This is a genomic window from Desulfoluna butyratoxydans (genome assembly GCF_900699765.1).
In the GTDB taxonomy this organism is placed as follows: domain Bacteria; phylum Desulfobacterota; class Desulfobacteria; order Desulfobacterales; family Desulfolunaceae; genus Desulfoluna; species Desulfoluna butyratoxydans.
Genome location: NZ_CAADHO010000016.1, coordinates 74801 through 92416 on the forward strand (window position 1 = coordinate 74801; position 17616 = coordinate 92416).

A 17616-nucleotide genomic window follows, 5' to 3' on the forward strand; every position below is an offset into this window, starting at 1 on the left:
TTTGTCAGGTGTGTAGATCTGACCCCGTCTCCTTCTCCCTTTCAAATCAAAAAGGAATAAAGAATGCCCTACATGTTAATGATAACAGGTATTTTTTTTAGCGTGCTTTCAATCTTTTCCTTCGCGTTAGGTTGGGAAATGTGGAGGGATTCTTTACAAAATGGAAGCATAATTGGAATTGTTGAGGTTAATGATCCAAACGTAAAGTTGTCAGTAATCCATAGTCTCAAGCTTACTGAACTCGATGGCAATTTAGTTGATAGTGAAGTACCAGGGGAGGATGGACGTTTTGTTTTTTCAAAGATTCATCCAGGCCAATATTTGCTAAATATTGAAGGGCAATTTATATCTTCCCCTAAAAAAGCTGTTAATGTTTTCCCCCATAGGGACAGTGATATAGGGGAAATTTCATGTTCATTAAATGGAAATGAAAATTGGAAAGTTCTCTTTCAGCATTCACAAATTTCCAGTGCAATTATAACAGACGATGGTCAGATTTGGGCTGGAGGATTCCGCACTGATAAACAATCTCATAATTCATATGTCTTATTTAGGTCTAACCATGAAAGAGATAAGTGGAATGAAGTAGTCATTCCTGAAATTAACGATGCAGAGCGAGTTTCCTTTTTACACCAGTTTGAATCTGGCGAAATGTGCTTGGGGACAAATGGGAAGGGCGCAGTAATATCAAGAGATGATGGCTTAAGTTGGGAGAAACTCAAACTAGGATACGATATAAGCTCAATAAACTACATCTCTGAATTGCCCGGTAGTAAGTGGTTGATTGTTGCAAGAAGATTTGATGTTAAGTATGGAAAAACACCGCAGGATAAACCTCAATGTGTAATATTTGTTAGCAATGATAAAGGGAAAATATGGAATAGTATTTCTGAGATTAATTACAATGCTAATGCCTTCTTAAGGCATTCATCTGGTCGGATAGTCATCGGCACAGAATCAATTTACGGCGATGCTAGTATATTTTTTTCAGAAGATGGTGGTGCCACTTGGATCAACTCAAAAATGCCCAAAGATTCTATACTTTATGGCGTAGACTGTTTTTTAGAAACTCACAACGGTGATTTATTGGCAGGAACTTTGGATGGGAAGTCTCGGAAAAACACTCACCTGAATGGTAGGCAATTCTTGAAAGGTGGCAGGATTTTTCTCTCACGAGACGGGGGTAAAGAATGGGAAATTCTGGCCGGTGAAGAGTCTTGGGGAAATGTTGGAGGGATTTTGCAACTTGAGGAATCCTCTTTTCTTTCAGCTGAAGGGGGGAATTTAATTTGGAGCAATAATAATGGTTCGACGTGGTTTCCTTTTGGAAAGAGTTCAAGCTGCTGGGTTAATGGAATAATAGAGTATGATTCTAAAATACTTATAATTGGTAATTCGGCACTTGCTGAGTCGTCTAAAGAAGGTTTAATAATAAATTATATAAAAAAGTGAAAACTAAGCATAGCAAGGTGAAAGTGAAGGGGGGCAGACTTACACTCTTGATCAGATTAATCTGTTCCCCGTGACGGGGTCAAACCTACACTCTTGACAAAAGCGGTAATCTCGAAATAATTCCCTTGAAAAAGTAATCAAAAATGATAACATTAAAGCCATGAAATGGACGGTAACCTTTTACAGCGATAAAGTGCGGGACGAAATTTTCCAGTTGCCGCCCAAAGTCCAGGCCAAGTTGATTCACCAGATGGAGATGGTTGAAAGCTACGGCCCCATGCTCGGCTTGCCCCATGTGCGCCAGATGGGAGACGGTCTTTATGAGATCCGGGCAAAGGCCCTGGACGGAAACGCGCGATCTTTCTTTTGTGCCATGAAAGGGCAGGAGCTCATCATTCTCCATACGTTCTTGAAAAAGGCACAGAAGACACCGAACAAAGAATTGAAGCTGGCGAGACGTCGGCTGAGGGAGGTGAAATCATGAGTCGCCCGACTTTCGATGATTTTAAAAAGAGGGCCCTGAAGAACCCCGAAGTCAAGGAAGCCTACGATGAACTGGCACCTGAGTTCGAGCTTCGCAGGAAACTGATTGAGATGCGGCTGGCCGCAGGCCTCACCCAGGAAGAGATCGCCAAGCGGATGGGGACCAAGAAGAGCAACATTTCCCGGCTCGAAAGCGCCAGTGGGAAGCACTCTCCCAAGCTGTCTACCCTGAAAAGTTACGCGGAAGCTGCCGGGTATACCTTGGACCTTCAGTTTCGCCCCACCCCTTGAATCTATTTTTGCACCACCAAAAGCCCCGTTGCCTTTCAAGGCACCGGGGTTTTTTTATTTCATTATCCCGCCTGTAACACCTGAAACATCTCCCTCTGCTCACACCTTGACGCCCCTTTCCGGATCTTTTCCAACGCCTCCGGGGGAATATCCACCGCACTGGGTGACAGGGTGTGTGAAAACGCCAGGTCCATGACGAAGGTATGGCCGCACAGGGTGTTGGTGCAGGAGCAGTAGAGCTGCTTGAACTCGTCGGAGATCTGGGTGCTGGACTGAATGGTGGCGGCCTGGCCGCATCGATTGCATTTGATTCGCATGGCTTAATTCCTTTCAGCCTTAATTTATGGTGCATATTCAGGTTCGTCAAAGGCTATCCGCCTGGTGCCGGTTAAATGGTCGTTGATCTGGAGGAGGATCTTTCGGATGGGTTCGATCTCGTTTTTTTCATAGACCTGGTCGGCCTTGGTGATGTCTCCGAATCCGCCCCGGGCTTCAGTGGGCACCACGCTGGCCAGGGCCGGGGGGATGCGGTGGGCGGCGATGATGTCGTCCCGGGAGATGTTTTTGATTTTTTCCAGGTCGTCCTTCGTGGAAAAGTCCCCCACGGGGATGATCTGGAAATCCTTTTCCCTGCCGTTGGGCACGTGGAGGTAGAGGTTGCGGAAGTTGCCCAGCTTTTTGGTGGACTTCACGGCGTCCCGGATGGCGTTTTGCTCTTTGTCCCCCAGGGTGGCGGCGGATGAATAGAAGATGTACCCGGCGTGGGCCCCGTTGAGATAGTAGCGCCGCCGGAACAGGGTAGCGTCTTCGTTCAAGAGCATGGACTGGATGGCCCCCAGGTAGGAGGGCAGACCGTAGATGGTCTGGGCCACGTCGTAGTTCTTCACGTGGATCACCTCCCCGGGCTGGAAGTCCGTGCGGCTGCCGTTCACGTTGAGCATGCAGTACTGGCCTGGCTCCTTCATCCTGCGCATGTTGATGGCGGGTAGGTGCACCAGGGCGATGACCTCTCCCATCCAGTTGGTGACCTTCTGGAAGTAGGCGTTCAAAAAGGTGACGTAGTCTGTGACAAAGGGGAGCATCTGCAGCATGGGCACCGCGGCCGATCCCTTGAAGGCCCGCATGATCATGTTGGTTTTGAACTCCAGCAGGGGGCCGTGGTAGGCGTTGGCCCCGCGAAGCCGGGCAAGGCCTGCCAGGGACACGGGGGGGCTGTAATAGCTACCGTTGTCCAGGAGCCAGACGCCCACGTAGTCCTGGAGCTGGCTTGCCAGGATGGGGGTCGGTTCTCCGAAGTTGAAGGCCTCGGCGGTGCCGCCCTGGTCGGTCATGTGGTCCTTTCTTTGTTTTCTTCTCTTTTTTCCCATGGGTATTGCCTCCGGATTATAAAACTTCCACGCAAGCGCCTTGCGCCTGGTCGTGGCTGATGGGTTCGTTGATCAGGGCATGCATGATGGACCAGGCCACGTCGGCATGGCCGGTGGTGTCCGTGCGGTTGGCCGAGTAGGTTACCTGACCGTTGGGGGTGTACGTCTGCCGGATGGTGAGGAAGGCGTGGGCAATGGTGGTCTCCTGGGCGTCCCATTCAAGACGGTTTGAGGTGATGATCTCCTGGGCCTTCAGGACCATGCGGGTCTTGCTGCCCACGGAGTAGTGGATGGGCGTGGCCTGGGGATAGAAGGTCTTCACCGTGTCGAACACGCCCATGCCCGGGCCGGTGACATCGATGCCCATGTAGGTAAAATTGTACATGGCGCAGAGCTTCTTGATCTCGGCGGCCTGCCAGGTAAAGGATTTATTGACCCACTTGAACCGCTTGATCACCCGGAACGTGCCGCCGGGTTTCAAGGGCGGGGCCACGATGACAAAGCTGGCATCGTCCCGGTGGCGTGAGGGATCGTAGCCGCCCCAGACCGGGCAGTTGCCGAAGGGGCGCAGGGCGGACGGGTCCATGTCTTTCCATTGGGAGACATCGGTGGCGCACTCCTCCAGATCGGCGAATCGGAACACCCCGAAGGTGTCGTCAACGAACTGGCACCCGAAGAGGTTGGCGAACTCTGACGGGGAGTACTCCAGCTCCAGGTCCTTCCGGTCGAACAGATCGCAGCCCCCTGCCTCGGCATCGTCCAGGGTGATGATCTTGCGCCAGGCGTTGTCCGGACAGAGGATGCCGGACTGCATCTCCTTGAACCCCGGGAACTCCACCCGCTTTTTCTTGAACCGCTTGTTGTACCGGTCCCCGGTCCAGAGGTCGTAGGCCTCATGGGTGACGGCGGACGGGGTGGAGAAGACGGTTTTTCTCCATCGTTTCTGGGAGGCCATGCCCGAGGCCACCTTGTAGAGCTCGTTGAACTTCTGGATCCAGAAGAACTCGTCTATGTACACGTTGCCGGTATGGCTCTGGGCGGACTTGGAGTTGTTGGAGAGGAAGTGAAGCTCCGCCGGGCCTTTTTCCGTGTGCAGAATGATGGGGTTGCCGGACAGTTCGATGTCGAAGTGCTGGCGGGCGATGCCCACGATGTACCGCCGGAACACCTCGGCCTGGGCCCGGGTGGCCGAGAGGAAGATCTGGTTCCGGCCCGTGAGCACGGCGTCTTCAAAGGCCTCCTGGGCGAAGTACCAGGTGGCCCCGATCTGCCGGGACTTGAGCAGCATGCGGAACCGGTGGTGCCGCGCCTCCCGAAGCTCCATCTGATACCGGAAGTAGTACTTGTGCATCTTGACTTTGAAGTCGTCTTCCTGGATGCCCGTGACGTCGTTTTTCTTTCTGCCCCGCTTGCGCTTCCCTCCGGAGGCGCCCTTCCTTTTATTCCCCTCTGACCCTTCCCCGGGTTCTCCCTTTCCTTCCATGAGCATGCGGCTGTGCCGAAGCTTCACCAGGCTTTCCACCAGGCTGTTCATTTCGGTCAGTTCCAGTTTTGTTTTTTCGTCCCGCTCGGAGAGGAGGGCCAGGCGCCTGCCCATGGCCTCCTCTACGCTTTCGGTGGAGAGGAGGTCGTCCCACTGCCCCTTGGTGCGCCAGTCGTACACCGTGCGCAGGGGCACGTTGACGATGGCGGCGATCTCCTTGGGGGTGTGGTGGCGAAGGTAGAGGCGCTTGGCCGCGTCTTTTATTTCCTGTGTGTAAAGGCTCATGCCGTGAGCATACCAGCCCGAACCCAAAGCCCGATTTACTTCCATTCCGATAACGCCAAAATCGGAATTGGTTTCGTGTACAGTCCTTTTCCCGCCACTTATGTTGGGGGTGTTGATGACTTGAAACCCATGAGAACCGCCCCTGCAACCAAGGAAAAAACATGCCTTCCTCCCTTGTGACTGATTGGAAATGTGTCGCCACCTCCGGCCCCACCGTGGACGGTCGGGTGCTTCAGCCCCAGTGGTTTACCGACATGGCCGAGACCTACAACCCCGCCACCTACACCGCCAAGATCTGGATCGACCACATGCGCTACGCCGCCTACGGATCGGTGCGGGAGCTGAAGGCCGAAGAGGTGGACGGCGTGGTGAAGCTTTACGCCAAGATCTCCCCGAGCCGGTCCCTGCTTCAGATGAACCAGGTGTGGGAGGAGTACCTCCACTTTTCCATTGAGGTGACGGAAGACTTTGCGGCCACGGGCAAAACCTATCTGACGGGCCTGGCCATGACCGATTCCCCCGCGTCCCTGGGCACGGATGAGATGCGGTTCTCCAAGCTGAAGGGCCGGGAGTTCACCGCTCGGTATGCGGGGGAGGAGGTGCCGGATCTGAGCAAAGAGTTTATGGGCGACGAAGACCGCTTCATGACCACCTTTTTTAAGAAGCTCGCCCATTTTTTTACAGACGAAAACCACGAGGAAGAGACGGGAGACGACCCCATGAACAAAGAGCAATTCGAAGCCGTCAAGGGCACCCTTGAGGCAACCCAGCAGACCGTGGAAACCATGGCCGGCAACATGCAGACTTTTATGGAGACATTCAAGACGCCCCCAGCCGGAGACGGCAAAGGAGAAGGCGGCGAAGGGGAGGGCGGGGGAAGCGAAGGAAGCGAGACCCCGGCACCCGCAGGCGAGGCCCAGTACACCGAGCTGAAGACGAGCGTGGACACCATGGTGAAGGCCTTCAACACCATGACCGAGCGCATGGAACAGCGCGTGCCCGGGACTCATTTTCGGGAAAACCCCAACCCTGCGGGGGAGCAGGATAACCTCTGGTAGGCACTTTTTCCGAACACCCTTTTATATTTTTGAGGAGCACCAACGATGAACAATTTTGCCTTGAAGGCATTCAATGAGATGTGCGGCCGCTTGGCCAAGCAGTATGGCATCCCCACCGTGGAAAAAGCTTTTACGGTGGAGCCCACCATAGAGCAGAAACTCCAGGATGCCATTGTGGAAAAGTCCACATTCCTTCCCAAGATCAACGTCTTTACAGTTGATGAGCTGGAAGGCCAGAACATCCTGGGCTGCGCCGCAGGACCCGTTTCAGGCCGTATCGATACTTCTATTGAAGGCAATGAGCGTACGCCTCGTGACCTTCTTGGGCTGGGGCAGCGCAAGTACAGGCTGAACAAAACCAACTCCGACGTTTACATGACGTATGCCACCATGGACGCCTGGGCCAAGTTTCCGGATTTGGCGGAACGTTACACCCGCTACGTTCAGGAGCGTATCGCCAACGACCGCGAGGTCATTGGCTGGTATGGCACCAACTCCGCCGACACGACCGACCTGGATGCCAACTCCATGCTCCAGGACGTGAACAAGGGGTGGATGCAGTACGTCAAAGAAACGGTCCCTGCCAATATTCTTACCACCGGAGAAAAGCAGGCCGGGGAGATTCGTATCGGAATGGACGGGGACTTTGTAAACCTCGACCATGCCGTCGTGGAACTCACCGAAGGTATTCCTCCCTACCTTCGCCGGGATTTGATTGTCCTCGTGGGCTCCGAGCTGGTGGCACGCGAAAAAACTTTACTTGCAGTTGCCAACGGGCAGACGCCTTCAGAAAAGCTCCTTTCTTCCTCGGCGTTCTCTATTTTCGGCGGCCTTCCCTGGGAGACACCTTCCAGTTTTCCGGAACGTGGTCTGGTCATCACCAGCTATGAAAACCTTTCCATCTATGTGCAGTCCGGCTCCTGGCGTCGCCAGATCAAGGAGAAGCCCGAGAAGGATCGCGTGGAGGATTACAACAGCCGGAACGAGGGCTACGTGGTCGAAACGCCCGAAAAATTCGTTGCCGTGGACTTCTCCAAAGTGAAGCTGCCCAACGGCTCCGACGGCTGGGCGTAAGGGAGGATTCCATGTCTTTGATGAAACGCTTTCAAGAGAAGAAAAAAGAAGATCCCGGCTACGGGGAAGGGGCGTCGTCCTTTGCTGTTCTGGGGACCATGCCCACCACGGCCATCGCCAAGCAGCAGACGTTGACCGGGTTTGAAAAGGAGCTGGAGGACGACCTGGCCAAGCTCAAGCTGATCCGGAGCCGGAAGCAGAAAGAGGCCGAGAAGGCCGCGCACCTGGTGCCCAAGTACCTGCCCGTGGTGGAGACCTTGAAGGCCTCCGGATCCGATCACCCCCTGCTGGGCCAGATCCTGGTGTGGCTCTTTGACATCGCCGATATCCACGGGGCCATGGCCCTGGCCTTGTATTGCATCGAGCACGGCGTGCCCATGCCGGAGCGATTCCGCCGGGACCTGCCCATCTACCTTTGCGACACCATCACCGAGTGGGCCGAAGGCGAGCAGGACGCCGGGCGGTCCGTGGAGCCCTACTTCGGCCAGGTGTGCGAGCTGGCCGAAGGCTGGGACATCCCCGACGAGGTGAGCGCCAAGATGCTTAAGCTGAAAGGCCTGGTGGCCATGGACCTGGAGTCCTGGAGCGAGGCCATAACCCATTTTGAACGTGCCGAGGAGTACGGCGCCAAGGTGAAAACCGTGCTGGGCAAAGCACGGAAGAAGCTGGAGAGCGCCAAGCCCAACGAGGAGAAGCCCGCCGAACCGGCTGAGGCCGCCGGAGCGGAGGCCGAAGGCACCGAATAGAGCTCCCACACCACCGGCCGATCCCGCCGGGCCATGCGTCCACGTTATGTGAAACGCCTTGGCCTAGGCGGGGGCCGGTCCATTTTAAAGAAGGGGACACCATGAGTTTTACCGCATTTGCAGACGATCTGCCCAAGGGGACGATGGTCGAGAACAACGCGTTCTGGCCGGACATCGACCTGGCCGAGTTCCAGGAGGCCTACCGCTTGCCGGGTGAGTACCGGGAAGCCTTGCTGGCCGATCGGCTGAGGCTGGGCATGCTCTGGGCCAACAAGGAGCTGGCCGGGTTCCGGGCGCGCCACGCCGAAGCGGGCAGGGCGAGCCTGGCCGAGGTGCCCGTGGACGACGGCGAGATGCTGGGGGACCTTCACCCCCTTGTTTTGCAGTACGTCCGGGCCGTGTGCTGCCACGCCAAGGGGCTTCTGCTTTCCGACTACGCCACCATGCTGCGGAAGAATGACGCCCAGTCCGACGCCAAGGAAGCGCCGGAGACCGCGGACCGGTGGTTCCGCGAAGCCCTTTCCGCCCTGGCCGATATGCAGGGCACCATGACCATCCATGTGGAGGCCCTTTAAGGATGAAAAAGCTTTCCAGCCTTGCTGCCCACCTGTTGACCCTTCCCGGCATCACCCGGGACCAGATGGAAGCCTTTGCCGACCAGGGGAAACTCTCCCTCACCGGCAAGGACCTGGGCCACGGCCTGGAGGTGGGCCGGTTCCGGTACGACGCGGTGATCTCCATCGAGAGGTGCCCGGGCTCCATTGCCGAGCTGCTTCTCTCCTTCATCGTGCTTTGGCTGGCCAAGTACGACGTTGAGCGCTTCGAACTCGACCTGCCCGACCCGGACGTGGATGTGTCCCTCTCCGACGAGCAGACCGTGGACGTGGAGATCGGGGTGGAGTTCGACGAGCCCCTGGTCATCGTTCCCGACCCGGAAGGGCCCCTTGCCTTTGAAGGCGAGCAGTGGCGGGTGGGCGATGCCGGGATCAACGTGGCCGAGAATCTGGCTGGGCTGGAGGCTGTCTGATGAACCTGGCCGTCAAGCAAGACCAACGCAAAACCCTGCGGCTTCTGGATCAGTTGGACGTGCTCTCCATGAGCACGGCCCAGTCCCGCAGGCTCCTGGCCGATATCGGCATGCAGACCCGGAAGAAGACCCGGGACAACGTGCGGGGCCAGAAGACCGTGTCCGGAGCCCGCATGGATCCCCGGGCTGATGGCCGGACCAAGCGCAAGATGATGCGCAAGATGGCCAAGGGCATGCAGACCAAGGTGGTGAGCAAGAGCAAGGCCACCGTGGGCTGGAAGAACGTGGGCCAGGCCAAGGTGGCGGACCGGCATCACCGGGGCGTGGCCGAGTCCTGGACGCCCCGGAAGATGGCAAAGGTCCACGGCGTGCCCGACTACAAAAAGCCCGCCACTGCGGCCCAGGCAAGGGCCCTGAACCGGGAAGGGTTCCGCCGCCGGGTGGCCCGGAAGCGGGGGAAGGGCGGGGCAATCTTAAAGCGGGTGCCTGCCAAGTGGATCATGGACAACATGACCCTTGGCCAGGCCGGGCTGATCCTTCGCCTGATGCGCTACAAAACCCGCATAGGCAAACAGGCATGGGACACCAAACCCGCACCCCGGCCCATCCTGGGGGCCACCCCGGAAGATGCCGACGCCTTTCTCACCCAGATGACCGAAGACGCCTTGAAACGCGTGCGACGCGCATAGAGCCAAGGAGCTAAGGAGAAAACATGTCACTTGGAACGATTCAGATTAACCGGCTCAACCTCATGCAGGGACCCCTGCCCGAGATCGAGCGCCATTTCCTGTTTATCGGGGAGGGCGCCGTCAACCAAGGCAAGGTGCTTTCCGTGAGCAACGCCACGGACCTGGACGAAGCCCTGGGGGCGGATGCCTCCAACCTGAAGACCCAGGTGGAGGCCGCCATGGTCAACGCCGGGCAGAACTGGGGGGCCAGCGTGCTGCCCATCGCCGCCGACGGGTCCTGGGCCGATGCCGTGGACTACGCCATGGAGGTGACGAGCTGCGAGGCCATCGTCATCACCGATCCCGTGAGCGAAAAGACCGACATCGAGGCCATGTTCACCAAGGCCAAGTCGATCCTGGCCACCTACATGCGGCCCGTTTTCTTCATGGCCAGCGTGCGGGGCTGTGGAGCGGAAGAAGCCTGGGCCGATTACATCGCGGCCATCAAGCCCATCACCGATGGCGTGGCCGCCGACCAAGTGTGCGTGGTGCCTGCCCTGTGGGGCCACGATCAGGGCACCTTGGCCGGGCGTTTGTGCAACCGGGCCGTCACCGTGGCCGATACCCCCATGCGGGTGGCCACCGGGCCCCTCATCGGCACCTTCGGCGACAGGCCCACGGACAAGGACGGGGTGATGCTCTCCATGGCCCACCTGAAGGCCCTGGACGAGAACCGGTTCTCAGTCCCCCAGTGGTACCCGGATTACCCCGGGGTGTACTGGGGCGACTGCAACATGCTGGACGTGCCCGGGGGTGACTTCCAGGTGGTGGAGAACCTTCGGGTGATCCAGAAGGCCATGCGCCAGGTGTACCCTCTGACCGTGGCGAGGATCGGGGACAGGCGTCTGAACTCCACGCCGGAGTCGATTGCCGAGAACTCCAATTATTTTATGCGGCCCCTGATGAAAATGTCCCTGGGATCGCGCATCGGCAAGACGATTTTTCCCGGGGAGATCCATCCTCCGGCCCGGGACGCCATCACCATCCAGTGGGTGGATAAGAACACCGTGCGCATCTACATGAAGGCGCGGCCCTACAACTGCCCCAAGGACATCACCGTGAACCTGATGCTGGATCTCAGCAGCAACGCATAGGAGTGACCCATGAAGCGAATCAGCAACAGCAGCTTTTCATTTAGCCTGGGAGATTTTCGCCTGCGGGCGGAGAAGGCCTCCCTCTCCATTGAAGACGGGCGGAAGTCCGTGCAGGACGGGGGCGTGCCCAACGGGTGGGTGCCCGGGGCGGTGAGCGCCTCCGGAGACATCGAGCTGGACGCCACGGCCATGGCCATCATGGCGGAAGAGGCGGCGGCCAAGGGTTCCTGGCAGGGCATCGAGCCCGTTGACCTTCAGTTCTACGCCAAGGGGACCAAGGAGGAGGAGAACGTGGAGGCCTTCGGGTGCCTTCTGAACCTCAAGGACATCATGGACTACGACCCCACCAGCGACAAGAAGGCAACCGTCAAAATCGGATTTGAGGTGACCAGCCCCAACTTTGTGAAGATCAACGGCATACCCTACCTCGACCCGGCCCGGGTGGAAGGGCTCACCGACTGATGGATATTCTGGACCGCGCACAGATCCTTGAATCCCGCGAGCGCAACGCCGCCGTGGCCAGCGCCCGGGCGGCGCTTCCCACGGGGCCCGGCCTTGCGATCTGCGCGCATTGCGACGAACCGATCCCGGAAGGGCGCAGAAAGGCCATGCCCGGCTGCACCCTGTGCCGGGACTGTCAGGAAGAATTGGAGACCATGTGATGGAAGCAACACGAGGCATTCGAAACAACAACCCCGGCAACATCCGCCACGGCGACAACTGGGACGGCCTGGCCAAGGTGCAGCCGGATCCCGCCTTCTGCCTGTTCAAAACCCCGGAGTACGGCATCCGGGCCATGGCAAGGGTGTTGACCAACTACCAGCGCCGCCACGGTATCAAGACCGTGCGGGGTATCATCACCCGGTGGGCGCCTCCCAAGGAGAACGACACCGACGCCTACGTGGACCATGTGGCCCAGGTGGTGGGCGTGGATCCGGACGAGCCCCTGGTGGTGACCGAGGTCTTGCCCCGGCTGATTCCGGTGATCATCAAACACGAAAACGGCCAGATGCCCTACAGCGACGACCAGATCGCCACGGGGATCCGCATGGCCACCACCTAAAAAAGGAGACGCCCATGTTTTTGACAGCCATTGCAAGTTCCGCTTCCCACATCCTTGGCCGCATGGCCCTGGCCGTTGCCAGTGAAAAGATCCTCACCCGCCTTGTGATCCTGGGGCTGAAGAAGCTGGCTAAACAGACCACCAACACGGTGGATGATGAGCTGGTGAAGATGGTGGCCACGGAGCTTTCCAACCACAACCTGCCTGAGGCTGAAAAGGTTTAATCCCCATGGTGACCGAAACCTTCGAGTTCATCGCCAGGTATCTCTGGCCCGCAGTCCTGGCGTGGAACATCTACCTGTTCAGGAAGGAGCAGGCCAACGAGCTGGCGATCGTGAACCTGAGACTCTACATCTCGGAGAACTACACCAGCAAAAGAGATCTGGAGAAGATGTTCTCGGATTTCGAGAACCGCCTTGAAACCCGATTGAACGAACGATTTTCCATGTTTGAACAGATCATCAAAAAGTAAGGAGAAAGACCCATGAGCACAAAAATCACTCTGACCATCGACGGCACCGCCATTGATTTCGACGTTACCCCCGCCCACCATGAGCGCCTGATCAACGAGATGCAGCCCACCGACAAGGTTCAGCCCACCCATAACTTCCTGGTGCGCTGTGTGACCCCGGAGAGCAAAGAGGCCCTGAAGCCCTTCCTGGAGAACCCCACCCACGTGATGGCCATCGGTACCCACCTGATCAACAAGGTGGTGCCCGCCATCGAGGTGGCGGTGGGGGAGTAGAACGGATTGCCGCCGGGATAGAGAACTCCGCTCTATCCCAGATGACGGCCTTCTCCCACAAGTGGTTCCCGGGGCGTGAGGTGACGCCCAGGGCCATGGGGGAAGCGCTCTTCCTGGAAAAGGACTATTGGGAAAAACAGCGCATGGCCACTGCCGCAGGCGTGGCCATGGCGTTCAACGGAAGGTGATGCATGGCAAACCAGCTTCAAAAACTGATGTTCACCATCGACCTGATGGACAAGGTGACCGGCCCGGCGGGAAAAATAAAAAATTCCCTGGAGGGCGTGACGGACACCTTCAGCAAGGTGGCGGGCGGGGCCGCCGGGGTGGCTGCCGCCGGTTACGCGGTGTCGGCCCTCACCGCCCCGGCCCAGGAGTTCAACATGGCCATCGGCGAGGTGCGAAGCCTGGACGTTGCCCAGAACTCCCTGGACATGCTGGCGGACAAGGCCATCGCCTTTTCCGTGAAGTACGGGGAGTCGGCCAAGGACTTTGTCTCGTCGTCCTACGACATCCAGTCAGCCATTGCCGGTTTGTCCGGAGAGGAGCTTTCCTCCTTCACCAACGCTTCCAACATCCTTGCCAAGGGGACGAAATCCGACGCCGCAACCATCACCGATTACATGGGCACCATGTACGGGATCTTCGCCGACTCCGCCAACGCCATGGGCAAGGCGGACTGGGTGGAACAGCTCACCGGGCAGACGGCCACGGCGGTGCAGATGTTCAAGACCACGGGCTCCGAGATGGCCGCATCCTTTTCCGCCCTGGGGGCCAAGGCCACTTCGGCGGGCATTGACCAGGCCGAGCAGATGGCGGTGCTGGGATCGCTTCAGGCCACCATGTCCGGCTCCGAGGCCGGGACCAAGTACAAGGCCTTTCTTGGCGGGATCGGCGGGGCCCAGGAGAAACTGGGGCTCTCCTTTACCGATGCCAACGGGCGCATGCTGGGGATGGTGGACATCCTGCAGAAGATCCGGGGCAAGTTCGGGAGCACCCTGGATGTGGCCGAGTCCGACGCACTGAAAGAGGCCTTCGGCTCCGACGAAGCCGTGGCCATGATCGATTTGCTGTTGCCCAAGGTGGGCAAGCTGGAAGGCGACATGAACGCCCTGGGCAAGGTGAAGGGCATGGAAAAGGCCATGACCATGGCCGATGCCATGGTGGACCCCTTTCAACGGTTGAACCAGGGGACCAAGGCCCTGCGCATCGGTCTGGGCCAGGCGCTTTTGCCCACATTGATCCCTGTGGTGGAGACCATGGCCGAAGGGGCGGGGACCATGTACCAGTGGACCCAGGAGTATCCCACCCTGACCAAATACATCGGCTACGCGGTGATCGGGGTGGCGGGCCTCACCGCCGGGTTGGCCGCCTTTGCCATAGCAGGTGGCGTGGCCAGTATGGCCACCATGGGCTGGGGCGTGGCGGTGAGCGCGGTGTCCGGCATCATGGCCGTGTTTCGGGGCGTGATGATTGCCGGGCAGATCGCCATGTGGCTCATGAACACGGCCATGTGGGCAAACCCGGTGTTGCTCATTGCCGGGGGCGTCGTGCTTCTCACCGGGGCCATTGCCGCCGCCATTTACTACTGGGACGACCTCAAGGCCGCGTTCATGGACTCTTCCTGGGGCAAGGCCATCATGGGGGGCATCGATTGGGTGATGGGGGGCTTTGCCAAGCTGGGGGACGCCTGGAGCTGGGTGAAGGACAAATTCTCCTGGATACCCGGGGTGGGGGACGATCCCGTGGCCGAGGCGCCCAAGACATCGCCTTCCCTGGAGGCGCCCAGGCAGGGGGCGGTGCCTGCGGGGGGCGTGTCTCAATCCATTGCCACGGCCGTCTCCAACACCAGCACAACCTCTTCTCAAACCGTGCATGTGGGGAAGATCGTCACATCCCGGCCCATCAACGCACAGGAGGTCACCAGCCAGCTGGTGATGGCATCGTAAATGGCAACCTATCTTGACCTGTTGATTGAAGACGACGACCTGGTCCTGGACGCCGGGGGCAACCCGGTCACCATCACGGACCGGGACGTCATCGCCCAGGACCTGGTCCACATGATCCGGGAGGAGGGCTTTTTGCCGCCCCTGGTGGGCAACCGGAACCGGGGGCTGGTGGATCGCACCAAGATGATGATCACCCTGGCCGTGGACAACGATGTGCGCATCGTGCCGGGTTCCGCAGCCATCGACGAGGTGAAACCCGGGGAATTCTATCTGAGGGCCGAGACCATGGATTTTGGCCCCATCGGCTTTTCGCTGGAGGTGTGATGACGGACGTATACGAGCAGATGCTGGTGGACGCGGGGATCCCCGTCTCCCAGGAGGCCATGGAAACCGAATGGCGGGCCATCAACGCCGAGGAGGAGGTGGGCATCGCCAACGACTCGGAGTGGGCCCCCTTTTGGCGGCTGATCACGGCCATCGCCACCAAACCGGCCATGTGGCTGGTGCAGCTCCTGGCCACCCAGGTGCTTCCCAACTTCTTCCTGAAGGACGCCACCGGGGCCTGGCTGGAGCTGCTGGCCTGGGCCGTGGACCTGGAGAGGAAAAAAGCCGCGACCACCCGGGGGATTCTCCATTTTACCCGGGAGGCCGCCGAAGGGGAGGTAACGGTGGAGGCCGGGATCCTGGTGGCCACGCCGCCCATCAACACGAAGATCTACCGGGTGCGTATTACGGAAGAGGTGACCATCCCGGACGGGGTGATTTCCGCCCAGGTGCCGGTGGAAGCGGAGATCCCCGGCACGGCCCACAACCTGGGGCCGGGGTATTTCACCGTGCTGCCGGAGCCTGTGTCCGGCATTGCCGCCGTATCCAACGAGGCGGAGTGGATCACCATCGCCGGGGCCGATGCCGAGTCCGACGACTCCCTCCGGCTGCGATGCCGCAACCAGTTCTCCGCCGTGGGCCAGTACCACCATGACGCCGCATACCGGGCGGATATCTCCCTGTTTGCAGGTATCCAACCCGACTTCGTCTGGTTCGAACACGACGCCCCCAGGGGCCCGGGTAGCGCCAACGCCTTCGTGATGATCGATTCCGGCCAGCCGTCCCAGTCCTTTGTGGACGGCATCAACACCTATATCCGGGACCAGGGCCACCACGGCCATGGGGACGACATGCTGTGCTTTCCCATGCCGGAAAAACCGGCGGTCCTGGTGGTGACCGTCTACCACGACGGGGTTCTCTCCGGAGAGAGAGTCGCCGCCCTGAACCAGGCCGTGTCGGACCGGGTGCGGTTCGCCTTTCGCGAGAACCAGGATTTTTCCAAAATTACCCGGACCATGCCGTTTTCCCGGTTCTCTTTTTCCACCCTGGCCTATGAGCTTCACCAGCAGCTTCCGGACTTAAAGTCCGTATCCTTCAGCCTGGGCGACATCGTGAGCGCCATGGAGATCCCCACGCTCTCCTCCCTCACCGTCAACACGGAGGTGGCCTGATGACCGAACTACCCGCCTTTGACCTGCCCGTCTGGATGAACAAGGGCCAGGTGGCCAAGCTGGCCGCCGCCGCCCATCGCTGGTTCACCCGCCTGGGCGACTGGGCCCTCTGGCCCCTGAAGCAACTGGACCCCATGACCTGCCGGGAGGCCGTGCTGGAGCTCATTGCCTGGCAACGCGACATCACCCGCTTTAAGGGTGAGCCCCTGGACCTCTTCCGCCTGCGTGTCCGCCACGCCTACGCCAACGCCCGGGACGCCGGAAGCGTGGAGGGTTTTAAACAGATTTTCGAGCGCCTGGGGGTGGGCTACGTGGAGCTGGAAGAACGCATGCCGGGCCGTGACTGGGACGTGGTGGCCATCCGCCTTTCCGACAACCAGCTGGCCCAAAACGAAAGCCTTTTATCCGAATTGATTCAACACTACGGCAGAACCTGCCGCCGCTACGAATGGAAGATCATCACCACCATCCCCATGGAGATCCAGGTGGTGGAATTTTCCAATGATCACCTGACCGAAACAGCCATATTGGAGGAACCATGAGCAGTGCAATCACCGCCCTGGGCCAGACACGCATCAACCAGCTACGGGGCGAGGAGAAACCCCTCGTCATCGATCGCATGGTGCTTGCCCTGGTCCCCGGCCTGGACCCATCCCAACCCGTGGACCGCAACCAGCAGATGCCGGATCCGGCCCATATCGTCCATACCCACACCATCGATGATGCCCACAAGGGCTACGTGAACTCCGACCAGGTGGTCTACTCCATGATCCTGGGCTCCGATGTGGGCGATTTTTCCTTTAACTGGATCGGGACCGTGGAAGCGGTGACAGGCAATGTGATCACAGTGACCATCACGCCGGAGACGCCCAAAAGAAAAACGGACCTGGGATCAAATACCACGGGGAATAACATCACCCGGAATGTGATGATGCGGTTCCAGGATGCGCAGGCGCTGACCGGGGTGAGTGTGTCGGCGGAGACGTGGCAGTTTGATTATACGACGTGGATGACGGCGAGGATTGGGGAGCATGATGGGGATGACGGAGCGCATAGAGATATCAGGGCCAAGATTTCAGAACATGCTCAGAGTGGGGAAGCGCATCAGGATATTCGGGAGCTGTTGGTGGGGCATGGGCATAATGCCAGTGATTTGTCTGGGGTTGTGGGTGTCCTTTCTGAAGCAGGGGGGGCAATAATTGAGAGAGGACGTAACGTAAACGGTGAATATGTGAGGTGGGCCGATGGAACGCAAATATGTTGGCTGAGAGTGTC

Annotated in this window: 25 protein-coding genes; 22 read left to right on the forward strand and 3 right to left on the reverse strand. The window is 58.6% G+C overall.

What is annotated here, in order from left to right; translation table 11 throughout:
• Positions 1–63: 63 nt before the first annotated feature.
• The 3 genes from MSL71_RS25545 to MSL71_RS25555 all read left to right on the forward strand — a co-directional run bounded on the left by MSL71_RS25545 (position 64) and on the right by MSL71_RS25555 (position 2226).
• A complete protein-coding gene (locus tag MSL71_RS25545) occupies positions 64–1452 on the forward strand; it encodes a sialidase family protein (protein WP_180147109.1) in 1389 nt (462 codons plus the stop codon).
• 160 nt (positions 1453–1612) lie between these two features.
• Positions 1613–1936, forward strand: a complete 324-nt coding sequence (locus tag MSL71_RS25550; RefSeq protein WP_180147112.1) for a type II toxin-antitoxin system RelE/ParE family toxin — start codon at positions 1613–1615, stop codon at positions 1934–1936.
• Entirely contained in the window at positions 1933–2226 is a 294-nt protein-coding gene (locus tag MSL71_RS25555; RefSeq protein ID WP_180147115.1) for a helix-turn-helix domain-containing protein, read from the forward strand. Before MSL71_RS25550 ends, MSL71_RS25555 begins: the two co-directional genes overlap by 4 nt.
• 62 nt (positions 2227–2288) lie before the next feature.
• Here the strand turns inward: MSL71_RS25555 and MSL71_RS25560 are convergent, their stop codons facing one another.
• Genes MSL71_RS25560 through MSL71_RS25570 form a run of 3 tightly spaced genes read right to left on the reverse strand, consistent with a single transcriptional unit; the run spans position 2289 to position 5361 of the window.
• A complete protein-coding gene (locus MSL71_RS25560) occupies positions 2289–2543 on the reverse strand; it encodes an Ogr/Delta-like zinc finger protein (protein WP_180147118.1) in 255 nt (84 codons plus the stop codon).
• Between the two features lie 24 nt (positions 2544–2567).
• The gene (locus MSL71_RS25565; RefSeq protein WP_180147122.1) at positions 2568–3593 is read right to left on the reverse strand and encodes a phage portal protein; all 1026 of its coding nucleotides are present in this window, start codon (positions 3591–3593) and stop codon (positions 2568–2570) included.
• Between the two features lie 16 nt (positions 3594–3609).
• Positions 3610–5361, reverse strand: coding sequence for a terminase large subunit domain-containing protein (locus tag MSL71_RS25570; RefSeq protein ID WP_180147125.1), 1752 nt, complete (start codon positions 5359–5361; stop codon positions 3610–3612).
• A 161-nt stretch (positions 5362–5522) separates the two neighbouring features.
• Between MSL71_RS25570 and MSL71_RS25575 the strand changes: the two genes are divergently transcribed.
• The 19 genes from MSL71_RS25575 to MSL71_RS25665 form a co-directional block, all read left to right on the forward strand.
• Positions 5523–6419, forward strand: coding sequence for a GPO family capsid scaffolding protein (locus MSL71_RS25575; protein WP_180147128.1), 897 nt, complete (start codon positions 5523–5525; stop codon positions 6417–6419).
• A gap of 45 nt (positions 6420–6464) precedes the next feature.
• The gene (locus MSL71_RS25580) at positions 6465–7493 is read left to right on the forward strand and encodes a phage major capsid protein, P2 family (protein ID WP_092211254.1); all 1029 of its coding nucleotides are present in this window, start codon (positions 6465–6467) and stop codon (positions 7491–7493) included.
• Between the two features lie 11 nt (positions 7494–7504).
• A complete protein-coding gene (gene gpM, locus MSL71_RS25585) occupies positions 7505–8239 on the forward strand; it encodes a phage terminase small subunit (RefSeq protein WP_180147131.1) in 735 nt (244 codons plus the stop codon).
• Positions 8240–8340: 101 nt separating this feature from the next.
• On the forward strand, positions 8341–8814 hold the full coding sequence (locus tag MSL71_RS25590; RefSeq protein ID WP_180147136.1) for a head completion/stabilization protein: 474 nt from the start codon (positions 8341–8343) through the stop codon (positions 8812–8814).
• A 2-nt stretch (positions 8815–8816) separates the two neighbouring features.
• Complete coding sequence (locus MSL71_RS25595) at positions 8817–9266, forward strand: phage tail protein (RefSeq protein WP_180147139.1); 450 nt, start codon at positions 8817–8819, stop codon at positions 9264–9266.
• Positions 9266–9955 (forward strand): virion morphogenesis protein, encoded by a 690-nt coding sequence (locus MSL71_RS25600; protein ID WP_152004155.1) that lies wholly within the window; start codon positions 9266–9268, stop codon positions 9953–9955. The genes MSL71_RS25595 and MSL71_RS25600 overlap by 1 nt, the downstream gene beginning before the upstream one ends.
• Before the next feature lie 23 nt (positions 9956–9978).
• Positions 9979–11088 (forward strand): DUF2586 domain-containing protein, encoded by a 1110-nt coding sequence (locus MSL71_RS25605; RefSeq protein ID WP_180147142.1) that lies wholly within the window; start codon positions 9979–9981, stop codon positions 11086–11088.
• A 9-nt stretch (positions 11089–11097) separates the two neighbouring features.
• The gene (locus MSL71_RS25610) at positions 11098–11550 is read left to right on the forward strand and encodes a phage protein (RefSeq protein WP_092211248.1); all 453 of its coding nucleotides are present in this window, start codon (positions 11098–11100) and stop codon (positions 11548–11550) included.
• Entirely contained in the window at positions 11550–11750 is a 201-nt protein-coding gene (locus tag MSL71_RS25615) for a TraR/DksA family transcriptional regulator (protein WP_180147145.1), read from the forward strand. The genes MSL71_RS25610 and MSL71_RS25615 overlap by 1 nt, the downstream gene beginning before the upstream one ends.
• A complete protein-coding gene (locus MSL71_RS25620) occupies positions 11750–12151 on the forward strand; it encodes a structural protein (protein WP_180147148.1) in 402 nt (133 codons plus the stop codon). The genes MSL71_RS25615 and MSL71_RS25620 overlap by 1 nt, the downstream gene beginning before the upstream one ends.
• Before the next feature lie 14 nt (positions 12152–12165).
• A complete protein-coding gene (locus tag MSL71_RS25625; RefSeq protein ID WP_180147150.1) occupies positions 12166–12375 on the forward strand; it encodes a hypothetical protein in 210 nt (69 codons plus the stop codon).
• A gap of 5 nt (positions 12376–12380) precedes the next feature.
• On the forward strand, positions 12381–12623 hold the full coding sequence (locus MSL71_RS25630) for a hypothetical protein (protein ID WP_180136645.1): 243 nt from the start codon (positions 12381–12383) through the stop codon (positions 12621–12623).
• A 12-nt stretch (positions 12624–12635) separates the two neighbouring features.
• Positions 12636–12896 (forward strand): putative phage tail assembly chaperone, encoded by a 261-nt coding sequence (locus MSL71_RS25635; protein WP_180147153.1) that lies wholly within the window; start codon positions 12636–12638, stop codon positions 12894–12896.
• Positions 12897–12937: 41 nt separating this feature from the next.
• Positions 12938–13084, forward strand: a complete 147-nt coding sequence (locus tag MSL71_RS25640; RefSeq protein WP_175469783.1) for a DUF6890 family protein — start codon at positions 12938–12940, stop codon at positions 13082–13084.
• Between the two features lie 3 nt (positions 13085–13087).
• Entirely contained in the window at positions 13088–14845 is a 1758-nt protein-coding gene (locus MSL71_RS25645; RefSeq protein WP_180147155.1) for a phage tail tape measure protein, read from the forward strand.
• Positions 14846–15169: a DUF2590 family protein gene (locus MSL71_RS25650; RefSeq protein ID WP_180147157.1), complete on the forward strand. Its 324-nt coding sequence runs from the start codon at positions 14846–14848 to the stop codon at positions 15167–15169. It begins immediately after the preceding gene.
• Positions 15169–16341, forward strand: coding sequence for a baseplate J/gp47 family protein (locus tag MSL71_RS25655; protein ID WP_180147159.1), 1173 nt, complete (start codon positions 15169–15171; stop codon positions 16339–16341). The genes MSL71_RS25650 and MSL71_RS25655 overlap by 1 nt, the downstream gene beginning before the upstream one ends.
• Entirely contained in the window at positions 16341–16883 is a 543-nt protein-coding gene (locus tag MSL71_RS25660; protein WP_180147161.1) for a phage tail protein, read from the forward strand. Before MSL71_RS25655 ends, MSL71_RS25660 begins: the two co-directional genes overlap by 1 nt.
• A partial coding sequence (locus tag MSL71_RS25665; protein ID WP_180147163.1) for a phage tail-collar fiber domain-containing protein occupies positions 16880–17616 on the forward strand: 737 nt, incomplete at its 3' end. The genes MSL71_RS25660 and MSL71_RS25665, both read left to right, overlap by 4 nt.